Origin of the sequence: Salinilacihabitans rarus (genome assembly GCF_024296665.1) — an archaeon.
GTDB classification, from domain to species: Archaea; Halobacteriota; Halobacteria; order Halobacteriales; family Natrialbaceae; genus Salinilacihabitans; species Salinilacihabitans rarus.
Window position 1 is genome coordinate 2,607,333 of record NZ_CP100762.1, and the last position, 12,488, is coordinate 2,619,820.

10 protein-coding genes, 1 tRNA gene and 1 rRNA gene are annotated in these 12,488 nt (G+C 67.6%); 7 read left to right on the forward strand and 5 right to left on the reverse strand.

Annotated elements, in window-relative coordinates:
• Window positions 1-47 precede the first annotated feature (47 nt).
• Together NKG98_RS13600 and NKG98_RS13605 are read right to left on the reverse strand one after the other, a co-directional pair.
• Window positions 48-563 (reverse strand): PH domain-containing protein, encoded by a 516-nt coding sequence (locus tag NKG98_RS13600; protein ID WP_254766460.1) that lies wholly within the window; start codon window positions 561-563, stop codon window positions 48-50.
• Between the two features lie 72 nt (window positions 564-635).
• Entirely contained in the window at window positions 636-2,075 is a 1,440-nt protein-coding gene (locus NKG98_RS13605) for an MATE family efflux transporter (RefSeq protein WP_254769477.1), read from the reverse strand.
• A gap of 116 nt (window positions 2,076-2,191) precedes the next feature.
• Between NKG98_RS13605 and lipA the strand changes: the two genes are divergently transcribed.
• The 5 genes from lipA to lpdA all read left to right on the forward strand — a co-directional run bounded on the left by lipA (window position 2,192) and on the right by lpdA (window position 8,503).
• Window positions 2,192-3,148 (forward strand): lipoyl synthase, encoded by a 957-nt coding sequence (gene lipA / locus NKG98_RS13610; protein WP_254766461.1) that lies wholly within the window; start codon window positions 2,192-2,194, stop codon window positions 3,146-3,148.
• A gap of 236 nt (window positions 3,149-3,384) precedes the next feature.
• Window positions 3,385-4,494 carry a pyruvate dehydrogenase (acetyl-transferring) E1 component subunit alpha gene (gene pdhA, locus NKG98_RS13615; protein ID WP_254766462.1) on the forward strand — a complete coding sequence of 370 codons (1,110 nt, stop codon included), beginning with the start codon at window positions 3,385-3,387 and terminating at the stop codon, window positions 4,492-4,494.
• Between the two features lie 2 nt (window positions 4,495-4,496).
• The gene (locus NKG98_RS13620; protein ID WP_304612840.1) at window positions 4,497-5,507 is read left to right on the forward strand and encodes an alpha-ketoacid dehydrogenase subunit beta; all 1,011 of its coding nucleotides are present in this window, start codon (window positions 4,497-4,499) and stop codon (window positions 5,505-5,507) included.
• Between the two features lie 2 nt (window positions 5,508-5,509).
• A complete protein-coding gene (locus NKG98_RS13625; protein WP_254766463.1) occupies window positions 5,510-7,030 on the forward strand; it encodes a dihydrolipoamide acetyltransferase family protein in 1,521 nt (506 codons plus the stop codon).
• The gene (lpdA, locus tag NKG98_RS13630; RefSeq protein ID WP_254766464.1) at window positions 7,031-8,503 is read left to right on the forward strand and encodes a dihydrolipoyl dehydrogenase; all 1,473 of its coding nucleotides are present in this window, start codon (window positions 7,031-7,033) and stop codon (window positions 8,501-8,503) included.
• A 392-nt stretch (window positions 8,504-8,895) separates the two neighbouring features.
• On the opposite strand, the gene NKG98_RS13635 is transcribed toward lpdA, so the two are convergent.
• The 3 genes from NKG98_RS13635 to NKG98_RS19125 are packed head-to-tail and all read right to left on the reverse strand — an operon-like array spanning window position 8,896 to window position 9,788.
• On the reverse strand, window positions 8,896-9,192 hold the full coding sequence (locus NKG98_RS13635; RefSeq protein ID WP_254766465.1) for a DUF7521 family protein: 297 nt from the start codon (window positions 9,190-9,192) through the stop codon (window positions 8,896-8,898).
• Complete coding sequence (locus NKG98_RS13640; RefSeq protein ID WP_254766466.1) at window positions 9,189-9,566, reverse strand: winged helix-turn-helix domain-containing protein; 378 nt, start codon at window positions 9,564-9,566, stop codon at window positions 9,189-9,191. Before NKG98_RS13640 ends, NKG98_RS13635 begins: the two co-directional genes overlap by 4 nt.
• A 27-nt stretch (window positions 9,567-9,593) precedes the next feature.
• Window positions 9,594-9,788: a YHS domain-containing protein gene (locus tag NKG98_RS19125; RefSeq protein WP_425504412.1), complete on the reverse strand. Its 195-nt coding sequence runs from the start codon at window positions 9,786-9,788 to the stop codon at window positions 9,594-9,596.
• Between the two features lie 914 nt (window positions 9,789-10,702).
• Between NKG98_RS19125 and NKG98_RS13645 the strand changes: the two genes are divergently transcribed.
• Window positions 10,703-12,176, forward strand: a 16S ribosomal RNA gene (locus NKG98_RS13645).
• Between the two features lie 112 nt (window positions 12,177-12,288).
• Window positions 12,289-12,360 (forward strand) — tRNA-Ala (locus NKG98_RS13650).
• The last annotated feature ends 128 nt before the right edge of the window (window positions 12,361-12,488 follow it).

The window sequence follows — 12,488 nt, forward strand, 5'->3', positions numbered from 1 at the left end:
TGGACACGGGGGGCGGCGAGTCAAAGGCGTTTCCTTCGCGGCGCGGCTCAGAACTCGGTCGCCGACCTCGTCGCGCGCTCGAGCTGGTCGTTGAGCAGGCCGGTCGCGTACTCGGGGCGGGGCGCCCGCTCGAAGGTGAGTTCGGGTTCGCCCGAGCCGGCGGTGTAGACGGTCAGGTCGCCGTAGCCGAGCAGGCGGCCGCCGACGTCCTGACTGAGGCTGGTGTTCTGGACCCGGTCGAGGCGAAACTGGGTGACGTCGCGGGAGACGACGCCGCGTTTCTTGTACAGCTCCGAGGTGGTGATCACGTACCGCGTGCTGGTCCAGACGACGTAGCGCGCGAGCGCGAACCCCAGGCCGAGCAGCGAGACGGCCACGCCGACGAGCGTCAGCGCGCCGACGCCGTCCTGGGTCGCGCTCCACCCCGCGAGGAGGAAGCCGGCGAGGACGAGCGCCACCCCGGCCGGGACGCCGAGGCCCATCTCGACGGGGTGGGGACGGCTCTCCCAGACCACGTCCTCGCCGTCGGAGAGGTGGAGCCAGTTCGGGGTCGACTGCGCCATCGGTCGCCGGTATTCCGGCCCCTGCCGTAAATCTGTCGCGGGTAGGCGGCGATTTCCGCCGTCGCTCGGCGGTCAGTCGGCGGTCGCGGCCGCCACGGCCCGCGCGTTCATGCCGCCGCTCGTCTCGTAGCGGTAGTAGAGTCCGAGGCCGATCGCGGCGACGACGTTCGAGACCGTGACGGCCCAGAACACCCCGACGACGCCCACGTCGATCGCCGGCAGCGTCGCGACCGTGACGCCCACGTACGGGACCGTCACGGTCGTAAACGCCAGCGCGAGCGCGACGGGCAGGCGGATCGCCCAGTACTGGGCGAGCGTGGCGACGAGGCTCGTCCGCGTCCGCCGGGCGCCGTTGAACCCCGCCTGCAGCAGGTACGTCGCGCCGATGGCCCAGTAGCCGTACGCGAGGATGCGCAGGTAGGCGGCGGCGAGGTCGACCTCCTCGGGGGCGGCGTCCGGGACGAACAGCACCGACAGCGTCTCGGGGATCGCCCACTGGACGGCGCCGACGACGGTGAGCGCGCCGGCGGCGACGGCGACGCCGGTCCACGTCGTCCGGCGGGCGCGCTCGGGGAGTTCGGCGCCGAGGTTCTGGCCGACCATGCTCTGGGCGGCCTGCTGGAGCCCCATCGCGGGGACGAACGCCACCGTCGCGACCCGCGCGCCGACGGTGTAGGCGGCCAGCCCGGCGTCCCCGCCGACCGCGGAGACGACGGCGACCATCGCGACCCGCGCGCCCTGACTCGCGGTGTACTGGCCCGCCGTCGGCCAGCCGATCTCGACGATCTCGCGCCAGTCGCCGGCGTCGAGGACGAGCACGTCCCGCGTGAAGACGAAGCCGTCGCGACCGGCGACGGCCATACCGAGCGCGAGCAGGAAGCCGAAGCCGTAGCCGATGCCCGTCGCGAACGCGGCGCCGGCGACGCCGAGGGCGGGGAACTCCCACCAGCCGAAGATGAGGAAGGGATCGAGGACGACGTTGATCGCGACCGCCAGCGCGTTGACGTACAGCGCCGCGCGGGAGTCGCCCCAGCCGACGAACGCCGACTCTAACGTATCGCTGGTCGTGAAGATGGGGAAGACGAGCGCGTACGCCGCGAGGTAGATCGCGGCGTACTCGGTGACGGTCCCGCCGGCCCCGAAGAGGCCGACGACGTCCCGGGCGAGGGAGAAGACGACGAGGCCGACCGCGAGGCCGACGAGACAGCCGAGGACCGTGCCGTTGACGGCGGCGCGGCGCCCCCCGTAGAGGTCCTCCGCGCCCGCGCGCTGGGAGACGAGCACCTGCGTGCCGACGGCGACGCCGACCCCGACCGCCGAGAGCAACCCGACGATGGGAAAGTTCAGGCCGACGGCGGCGACCGCCTCGAGGCTGTGACGGCCCAGCCAGAGCGTGTCGACGACCTGCTGGACGATCTGAACGAGGTTCTGGACGAGCAACGGGGCGGCGAGGACGACGAGTGTCCTCGTGATCGGCCCGTCGGTGATGTCCTCTCGGTCGACGTCGAGCATTCGGTTTGTCACGGAAATTGCCGCTAGCCGTGATAAAAGTTTCCACAGTATGACAGTGGACGCGCTCGGCCGGACTAACCACACGGTTTTTCACCGGACCGGCCGAGAGTTCGGGTATGAGTCGCGCACGAAAGCCCGACTGGCTGAAGATGCGGCCGCCGTCGGGGCGGGAGTTCGCCGGCATCCGGGAGACGCTGCGCGAACGGGGCCTCCACACCGTCTGCGAGGAGGCGAACTGCCCGAACCTCGGCGAGTGCTGGTCGGGCCGGGACGGCGGGTCCGGCGACGGCGGGACGGCCACGTTCATGCTGATGGGCGACCGCTGTTCGCGCGCCTGCAACTTCTGTGACGTACAGACGGGCGGGATGGAGCCGCTCGACCCGGACGAACCGGCGAACGTCGCGAGCGCCGTCGCGGAGATCGGTCTCGACTACGTCGTGCTCACGAGCGTCGACCGCGACGACCTCCCCGATCAGGGGGCGGGCCACTTCGCCGAGACGATCCGGGAGATCAAGCGCCGCCACCCCGGCATCCTCGTGGAGGTGTTGATCCCGGACTTTCAGGGCGAGCAACGGCTCGTCCGGAAGATCATCGACGCCGAACCCGACGTCATAGCGCACAACGTCGAGACCGTCGAGCGCCTGCAGTTCCCGGTCCGGGACCGCCGGGCGGGCTACGAGCAGAGCCTCGCGGTGCTCGAACAGGTCGACCGCGAGTCCGACGTCTACACGAAGACCTCGATCATGCTCGGCCACGGCGAGTACGACCACGAGGTCTACCAGACGCTCGCGGACTGCCGGGAACGCGGCGTCGACATCGTCACGCTGGGCCAGTACCTCCAGCCTTCCCGTCGCCACCTCGACGTGAAACGGTACGACCACCCCCACAAGTACGAGACCTGGCGGCGGGTCGCCGAGGAGGAACTCGGCTTCCTCTACTGCGCCAGCGGGCCGATGGTCCGGTCGTCGTACAAGGCGGGCGAGTTGTTCGTCGACGCGGTGCTCCGGGACGGCGAGAGCGTCGAGGCGGCCCGCGAACGCGCCCGCGACGCCTCGGGCGTCCACGGCGACTGACGCGGTCGGCCTCGCGTCCCGGCGGTGACCGCCCGTCCAGTATCCGACTATCGTTTCTGGTTATTGTGGCCGTACGTTCACAGACTGCACGATCGGGGCACGAACGGTCGATTCCCTGCCGGAACTATCCACGCCCATATGATAGCCGTGCAAGAATCGTTTCGATAGTAAACTATTTACGAAAATCCTTTAACGCGAGCGATAGACCGTTAGGATATGCGAAGGTGGGTATACCCGTGAGCACGTTACAGTACGACCCCCAGGACCGCGTACAGGTTCTCGACGACGCGGGTCGCGTCAGGGAGGGCGCGGAGGTACCGGACCTCTCCGAGGAGACGCTCGTCGAGATGTACGAACAGATGCGCCTGGCCCGTCACTTCGACCAGCGGGCGGTGAGTCTCCAGCGCCAGGGTCGAATGGGGACGTACCCGCCGCTATCGGGCCAGGAGGGCGCCCAGATCGGCAGCGCCCACGCGCTGGGCGAGGCCGACTGGCTCTTCCCGAGTTACCGCGAACACGGCGCGGGACTCGTCCGGGGACTCTCGCTGAAACGCACCCTGCTGTACTGGATGGGCCACGAGACGGGCAACGCCGTCCCCGAGGATGCGAACATCTTCACCGTCGCCGTCCCCATCGCCACCCAGATCCCACACGCGACGGGCGCGGCGTGGGCCTCGAAGCTCAAAGGCGAGGAGAAGGCGTTCCTCTGTTACTTCGGCGACGGCGCCACCTCGGAGGGGGACTTCCACGAGGGGCTGAACTTCGCCGGCGTCTTCGACGTCCCGGCGGTGTTCTTCTGTAACAACAACCAGTGGGCCATCTCGGTGCCCCGGGAACGCCAGACCGCCAGCGAGACGATCGCCCAGAAGGCCCGCGCCTACGGCTTCGAGGGCGTGCAGGTCGACGGGATGGACCCGCTCGCGGTGTACAAGGTCACCCGCGACGCCGTCGAGAAGGCCAAAGATCCCGACGGCGACGAGTTGCGGCCCACGCTGATCGAGGCGGTCCAGTACCGCTTCGGGGCACACACGACCGCCGACGATCCGTCGGTCTACCGCGACGAGGAGGAGGTCGAACGCTGGAAGCAGAAAGACCCCATCCCGCGGATGGAGACGTTCCTGCGCTCGAACGGGATGCTCGACGACGAGCGCGTCGACGCGATCGAGTCGCGGATCGAAGAGCGGGTCGCGGACGCCATCGACGCCGCCGAGGCGGTCGAGCGCCCCGAACCCGAGGAGATCTTCGCACACGTGTACGCGGGGATGCCCCGCAGGCTGGAGGAACAGATCGAGTGGTTCCGGACCATTCGCGACCAGTACGGCGACGACGCACTCCTGGAGGACTGACCATGGCCGCAGAAGCAGAAACCGAACGAACTGGCGAAACGCAGAACCTGACGCTGGTCCAGGCGGTCCGCGACGGTCTGGCCACGGAGATGGCACGGGACGACGACGTCGTCGTGATGGGCGAGGACGTCGGGAAGAACGGCGGGGTCTTCCGCGCGACCGAGGGCCTCTACGAGGAGTTCGGCGAGGACCGCGTGATCGACACGCCGCTGGCCGAGTCCGGCATCGTCGGCACGGCGATCGGGATGGCCGCCTACGGGCTGCGACCCGTCCCCGAGATCCAGTTCCTCGGGTTCATCTACCCGGCGTTCGACCAGATCGTCTCGCACGCGGCGCGCCTGCGCACGCGCTCGCGCGGTCGATTCACCTGCCCGCTGGTCGTCCGCGCCCCCTACGGCGGCGGCATCCGCGCCCCCGAGCACCACTCCGAGTCGACCGAGGCGATGTTCGTCCACCAGCCGGGGCTGAAGGTCGTCATCCCCTCGACGCCGTACGACACGAAGGGGCTGCTGACGAGCGCGATCCGCTCGCCGGACCCGGTGGTCTTCCTCGAACCGAAACTCATCTACCGCGCCTTCCGCGGCGAGGTGCCCGAGGAACCCTACGAGGTGCCGATCGGCGAGGCCGCCGTCCGCCGCGAGGGCTCGGACATCTCGGTGTTCACCTACGGCGCGATGACCCGGCCCACCCTCGAAGCCGCCGAGAACCTCGACGGCGAGGTCGACGTCGAGGTCGTCGACCTCCGGACGGTCTCGCCGCTGGACGTCGACACCATCGTCGAGTCGTTCAAGAAGACCGGCCGCGGCGCCGTCGTCCACGAGGCGCCGAAGACCGGCGGGATGGGCGCCGAGATCGCCGCCACCATCCAGGAGGAGGCGCTGCTCTACCAGGAGGCGCCGATCGAGCGGATCACCGGCTTCGACACGCCGTTCCCGCTGTACGCGCTCGAGGACTACTACCTGCCCGAACCCGCCCGCATCGAGGACGGCATCCGGGACGCGATGGAGTTTTGACCATGGTTCGCGAGTTCAAACTCCCCGACGTCGGCGAGGGGGTCGCCGAGGGCGAACTGGTCTCGTGGCTGGTCGAACCCGGCGACGCCGTCAGCGAGGACCAGCCAGTCGCCGAGGTCGAGACGGACAAGGCCCTCGTCGAGGTCCCCTCGCCCGTCGACGGCACGGTCCGCGAACTGCGCGCCGAGGCGGGCGAGATGGTGCCCGTCGGCGACGTGATCGTCACGTTCGACGTGGAAGGCGAGGAGCCGGCGGAAGCCGAACCCGCCGAATCGGACGAGCGGGCCGGCGAGCCCGAAGCCGAGGAGGGCGGCGCCGAAGCGGGGTCCGAGGAGGTCGCCACCCCCGAGGGCCGCGTCTTCGCGCCCCCGCGCGTGCGACGGCTGGCCCGCGAGGAGGGCGTCGACCTCTCGACCGTCGAGGGCAGCGGCCCCGGCGGCCGGATCACCGAGGGCGACGTCCGGGCCGCCGCCGAGGGCGGCGCGAGCGGGACGGCCGCCGAAGCCGACGCCGGAGCCGCCGACCCCGCGAGCGAGGCGGGCGATGCCGGCGCGGCGCAGGCTCCCGCGTCGACGGAGACGACGGCGGCCCCGCAGGTCGAGTCGGCCGACCGCGACCGGACGCTCGCGGCGCCCGCGACCCGGCGGATCGCCGATGAGGAGGGCGTCGACATCGACGCCGTTCCGGCGGCCGAGGAGCGCGACGGCGAGGCGTTCGTCACGCCCGAGGCCGTCCGCGAGTACGCCGAGGCCCAGCGGCGGGCCCAGGAGGCCGACGCGGCGGCGCTGGCGGGCCGCGAGGAACCCGCCGAGCGCGAACGCCGCGAGCCGTTCACGGGCGTCCGGCGGACCATCGCCGAGGCGATGGAGCGCTCGAAGTACACGGCGCCCCACGTCACCCACCACGACGAGGTCGACGTCACGAAACTCGTCGAGACGCGCGAACGGCTCAAGCCCGTCGCCGAGGAGCGGGGGATCGGCCTGACGTACATGCCGTTTATCATGAAGGCCGCGATCGCGGCGCTGAAGGAGTTCCCCCAGATGAACGCGATGATCGACGACGAGAACGAGGAGATCGTCTACAAGAACTACTACAACGTCGGCGTCGCGACCGCGACCGACGTCGGGTTGATGGTGCCCGTCGTCGAGGACGCCGACCGGAAGGGACTCCTTCAGCTCTCCTCGGAGATGAACGAACTCGTCCAGAAGGCCCGCGAGCGCTCGATCAGTCCGAACGAACTGCGGGGGTCGACGTTCACGATCACGAACATCGGCGGCATCGGCGGCGAGTACGCCACGCCGATCCTCAACTACCCCGAGGCGGGCATCCTCGCGGTCGGCGAGATAAAGCGCAAGCCGCGGGTCGTCACGGACGAGGACGGGAACGAGTCCATCGAGCCGCGGTCGGTGATGACCCTCTCGCTGTCGTTCGACCACCGGCTGATCGACGGCGCGGAGGGCGCCCGATTTACGAACAAGGTGATGGAGTACCTCGAAAACCCCGAACTGCTACTGTTAGAATAGATGGTCGTCGGAGACATCGCAACCGGAACGGACGTGCTGGTGATCGGGGCGGGTCCCGCGGGCTACGTGGCCGCGATCCGCGCCGGCCAGCTCGATCTGGACGTAACGCTCGTCGAGAAGGAGGCCTACGGGGGGACCTGCCTCAATCACGGCTGTATCCCCTCGAAGGCGCTGATCACCGCGACGAACGTCGCCCACGAGGCGGCCCACGCCGAGGAGATGGGGGTCCACGCCGACCCCGCGGTCGACCTCTCGGGGATGGTCGGCTGGAAGGACGACGTCGTGAACCAGCTGACAAGCGGCGTCGAGAAGCTGTGCAAGGCAAACGGCGTCAACCTGATCGAGGGCGAGGCCCACTTCGCCGACGAGCACACCGCCCGCGTCTCCCACGGCGGCGAGGGCCAGGGCTCGGAGTCGATCGAGTTCGAGCACGCCGTCGTCGCGACGGGGTCGCGGCCGATCGAGATCCCCAACTTCTCGTACGACGACGACCCCGTGCTCAACTCCCGGCAGGCGCTCGCGCTCGAATCGATCCCGGAGTCGCTGGTCGTCGTCGGCGCCGGCTACATCGGGATGGAACTGGCGGGGGTCTTCGCCAAACTCGGCACCGACGTCACGGTCGTCGAGATGCTCGAGGACGTCCTGCCGGGCTACGAGGACGACCTCGCGCGCCCGGTCAAGAAGCGCGCCGAGGAGTTCGGGGTCGAGTTCCACTTCGAGCGGACGGCGACGAAGTGGTACGAACACGGCGACGGCATCCGCGTGGTCACGGAGCCGGCGGGGCAGGCGCAAGCGGCCACCGACGGCGGCGCGCAGGCCCGGGAGGCCGAGGAGGAACCCCTCGAAATCGACGCCGAGAAGGTCCTCGTCGCGGTCGGCCGGACGCCGGTGACGGAGACGCTCGACCTCGAGAACGCCGGCGTCGAGACCGACGAGCGCGGCTTCGTCCCGACGGACGACCGCGCGCGCACGAACGTCGAGCACGTCTTCGCCATCGGGGACGTCGCCGGCGAGCCGATGCTCGCACACACGGGGTCGATGGAGGGGCAGGTCGCCGCGGAGGTGATCGCCGGCGAGCCGTCGGCGATCGACTACCAGGCGATGCCAGCGGCCGTCTTCACCGAACCCGAGATCGGTACCGTCGGGATGACCCAGCAGGAGGCCGAGGAGCAGGGCTTCGAGACGGTCACCGGCAAGTTCCCCTTCCGCGCCAGCGGCCGCGCGCTCACGACCGGTCACGCGGAGGGGTTCGTCCGGATCGTCGCCGACGCCGACGCCGGCTTCGTGCTGGGCGCGCAGGTCGTCGGCCCCGAGGCGTCGGAACTGATCGCCGAACTCGGCCTCGCGATCGAACTCGGCGCGACCCTCGAGGACGTCGCCGAGACGGTCCACGCCCACCCGACGCTCGCCGAGTCGGTGATGGAAGCCGCCGAGAACGCGCTGGGGCGGGCGATCCACACGCTGAACCGCTGATCGTTCCCCGATGCCGTTCGGGCGAAACGACCTCCTTCTCGCTTCCTTCCACACGACGCGTGAGTGGGGCGGCGCCGCCGACTACGGCACCGCCGACGTTCGCCGCCCCTCTACCCGGTCGACGGTCGCGGCGCCCCACGGCGTTCCACCCCGAACTCCGCTCGCCGCCGATCGTGAGCGAGGGCGAGACGGTTCGGCTCCACGTCGTCAACGCGGGCCAGGTCCCACGCGTTCCACACCCGTGGCCGCCGGTTCCGGACGGTCGAGAACGAAGCGGGAAGAGACCGACGAGTCGCGGAGATCGTGGCGAATGCCGGCGTCGAGGGCTGATCGGTGCGGTCGGAGATCCCGCGGGGGCGACGACACTGGCGGATCCTCGGCCCGTTCGGCGGTTACTGTACGTACAGCGAGTACGCGATGATCGTGAAGCCGGCGAGAACCAGCAGGCTCTCGAGGAGGATGCCCACCGAGAGCTCGACGTTTAGCAGTTCGTAGAGCAGGCCGGCGAGCACGAGGCCGAGGGTGACGAGGCCGAACCCCGCGGACAGGTAGCCGAGAGCGCGCTGGCGCGTGCGGCGGTAGGCCTTGAACGCGAAGTACGTGATCAGGCCGCCGAAGATGAGCGAGAGCGTCTTGACCACCGCGAGCGCGATCGCTATCTCCGTCTCGGTGAATCCGTGGGGACTCATGTCTCCTTTCTCACCTCCGACCAGAGGTCGGCGAGGCGCTGATCGGCCGTCCGGGCGGGGCGATCGATCGTCGCCGAGAGGGACCGGTCCTCGTCGAGGGAGATCGTCACCTCCTCGAACGCGATCGAGTACTTGCTCGCGTGGTGGCCGTCCCGCCGGATCTCGGTCGACTCCTCGATGAGCGTCGACTCGGTGAGCAGCTCGAGTTTCCTGTACAGCGTCGATTGAGGGATATCACACCGGTTGGTGAGCTCGGAAGCCGTCATTGGTTCGTCCAGATGCCGGATGATCTCCCGACAGTCGGGATCGTCGAGCGCGGAGCAGATCTCCTCGGCCGACGGATCCGACTTCGAAGCGATCGGGTCCCGGACCATTCGTACCTGTCTTCTCAGGCCGCCGATTTATCGGCATCGGTGTCGCCGCGTCCGGGGCGCCCACACGGTGCCGGTTCGGTCACGACAGGTACGTTCGGTGTTCTCCTCGAAGCGCTCGCGGCAGTCGATCGAGCAGAAGGAGTACGTCTCGCCGCCTTTCAGCGACCGAATCTCGGTGTCTTGCGGGGTGACGGCGCGCCCGCAAACTGGGTCGGTGACCATCCCGCGGGGTCGTACCGCCCCGAGGCGGACGTTCGTTGGCCCGGACACTGCCGGGTCGGGTGGCGGCCGTTCGCGAAAGCGTACACTTTACGCGTGCACGCCCGAATGGGCGGACGCGCGGGTACCACTCGATCAGACCGGGTCCGCAACGGGCGGGATGACCGATCGACCTCCGCCCGCGCGACACGTTCTGCGACCGTCGGTCCTCGACCGGAGCCACCGGCAGCTTTATTAGTGTCATCGAACCGATTGGCGGATGGAAAACCGTGGCATGGTATCGGGGTCCGAAACGCCCTCGGTTCGACGGTCTTATATACTAACCGGGCACTCGTCTCTAATGCGAACGACGTGGCGCACGCCGCCACGTTCCCTCCGGCCGTTCCCCGGCACGGAGGTAGGCACGATGCATCCGTCTCGGACGTCTCACGTCGGATCGATCCGACGCCCTTAAGTGTTCGAGACGATTCGGATTCGAACGCGACCGAGGTCGGCTTCGCCGGTCTCTTTGCCCCGAACTGGATACGACGCCCTTATATGAATGGGGCGCGTATCTCGGGGCACGTGGTCGCCGACCCGGATGCGACTTTCGGGCCGGCTCGGATCCGAAGCCCTTAAGTGTATAAGGGCACTCGGATGCAAACGCAAAGAACGCGTGATCGACGGGGCGTTCGACTCGCTCCGTCGTCTCGGACTCGGTCCGAAGGGGTTATATACCCCTGATGGCCTACAAAGAAGTCCGAAGGAAATGAGGATTCCACCCCTGCGGTCCGCCGTACAGATGGAATCTGATGTTAGCCTTGACAGTTCGGTGACGCCCGATCGGTCTACTCGATCAGGTCACCGAACGCGGACCCATAGTGTGAGTGTGTACCTACATTCACCGCCAAACCTCCCCGGCTCGTCCGGGGAATAGCATTCCGGTTGATCCTGCCGGAGGTCATTGCTATTGGAGTCCGATTTAGCCATGCTAGTCGTACGAGTTCAGACTCGTGGCGAATAGCTCAGTAACACGTGGCCAAACTACCCTCTGGAGCGCAACAACCTCGGGAAACTGAGGCTAATGGCGCATACGGCTCGATGCCTGGAACTGGCTCGAGCTCGAAACGCTCCGGCGCCAGAGGATGTGGCTGCGGCCGATTAGGTAGACGGTGGGGTAACGGCCCACCGTGCCGATAATCGGTACGGGTTGTGAGAGCAAGAGCCCGGAGACGGAATCTGAGACAAGATTCCGGGCCCTACGGGGCGCAGCAGGCGCGAAACCTTTACACTGCACGACAGTGCGATAAGGGGACTCCAAGTGCGAGGGCATATCGTCCTCGCTTTTGTGTACCGTAAGGTGGTACACGAATAAGGGCTGGGCAAGACCGGTGCCAGCCGCCGCGGTAATACCGGCAGCCCGAGTGATGACCGCTATTATTGGGCCTAAAGCGTCCGTAGCCGGCCGATCAAGTCCGTCGGGAAATCCGCACGCCTAACGTGCGGGCGTCCGGCGGAAACTGTTCGGCTTGGGACCGGAAGACCTGAGGGGTACGTCTGGGGTAGGAGTGAAATCCCGTAATCCTGGACGGACCACCGGTGGCGAAAGCGCCTCAGGAAGACGGATCCGACGGTGAGGGACGAAAGCTAGGGTCACGAACCGGATTAGATACCCGGGTAGTCCTAGCTGTAAACGATGTCTGCTAGGTGTGGCACTGGCTACGAGCCAGTGCTGTGCCGTAGGGAAGCCGTGAAGCAGACCGCCTGGGAAGTACGTCCGCAAGGATGAAACTTAAAGGAATTGGCGGGGGAGCACTACAACCGGAGGAGCCTGCGGTTTAATTGGACTCAACGCCGGACATCTCACCAGCACCGACAGTAGCCGTGAAGGTCAGTGTGATGAGCTTACTGGAGCTACTGAGAGGAGGTGCATGGCCGCCGTCAGCTCGTACCGTGAGGCGTCCTGTTAAGTCAGGCAACGAGCGAGACCCGCACTCCTAATTGCCAGCAACACCCTTGTGGTGGTTGGGTACATTAGGAGGACTGCCAGTGCCAAACTGGAGGAAGGAACGGGCAACGGTAGGTCAGTATGCCCCGAATGTGCTGGGCGACACGCGGGCTACAATGGCCGAGACAGTGGGATGCCACCTCGAAAGAGGGCGCTAATCTCCTAAACTCGGTCGTAGTTCGGATTGAGGGCTGAAACTCGCCCTCATGAAGCTGGATTCGGTAGTAATCGCGCCTCAGAAGGGCGCGGTGAATACGTCCCTGCTCCTTGCACACACCGCCCGTCAAAGCACCCGAGTGAGGTCCGGATGAGGCCGGCGTAACGCCGGTCGAATCTGGGCTTCGCAAGGGGGCTTAAGTCGTAACAAGGTAGCCGTAGGGGAATCTGCGGCTGGATCACCTCCACAGACCGGGACCGGGGCGACGCCCCGGCCCATCCGCGTTCGATCGACCGCCGAGCCGGCCGATCGGGCACCTTTGAACTGTCAAGGCTAACGTTTGGCCCCCGAGAGGGGGTGGGCCCATAGCTCAGTGGTAGAGTGCCTCCTTTGCAAGGAGGATGCCCTGGGTTCGAATCCCAGTGGGTCCATCTCTCGGGTGACGACCGTGAACCGATCCCCTTAAGTGGGTGACGGGGCAACGATCCGATCCCGAACGAAACCGATGCACCACCCCGCGCAAGCGTGGGTGGGAAGGGTTAATGCACGCCAGCCGTCT

Coding starts and splice junctions, on each gene's coding strand:
- NKG98_RS13600 (WP_254766460.1), bottom strand. CDS start 563: ATGGCGCAGTCGACCCCGAACTGGCTCCACCTCTCCGACGGCGAGGAC.
- NKG98_RS13605 (WP_254769477.1), bottom strand. CDS start 2,075: ATGCTCGACGTCGACCGAGAGGACATCACCGACGGGCCGATCACGAGG.
- lipA (WP_254766461.1), top strand. CDS start 2,192: ATGAGTCGCGCACGAAAGCCCGACTGGCTGAAGATGCGGCCGCCGTCG.
- NKG98_RS13620 (WP_304612840.1), top strand. CDS start 4,497: ATGGCCGCAGAAGCAGAAACCGAACGAACTGGCGAAACGCAGAACCTG.
- NKG98_RS13625 (WP_254766463.1), top strand. CDS start 5,510: ATGGTTCGCGAGTTCAAACTCCCCGACGTCGGCGAGGGGGTCGCCGAG.
- lpdA (WP_254766464.1), top strand. CDS start 7,031: ATGGTCGTCGGAGACATCGCAACCGGAACGGACGTGCTGGTGATCGGG.
- NKG98_RS13635 (WP_254766465.1), bottom strand. CDS start 9,192: ATGAGTCCCCACGGATTCACCGAGACGGAGATAGCGATCGCGCTCGCG.
- NKG98_RS13640 (WP_254766466.1), bottom strand. CDS start 9,566: ATGGTCCGGGACCCGATCGCTTCGAAGTCGGATCCGTCGGCCGAGGAG.
- NKG98_RS19125 (WP_425504412.1), bottom strand. CDS start 9,788: ATGGTCACCGACCCAGTTTGCGGGCGCGCCGTCACCCCGCAAGACACC.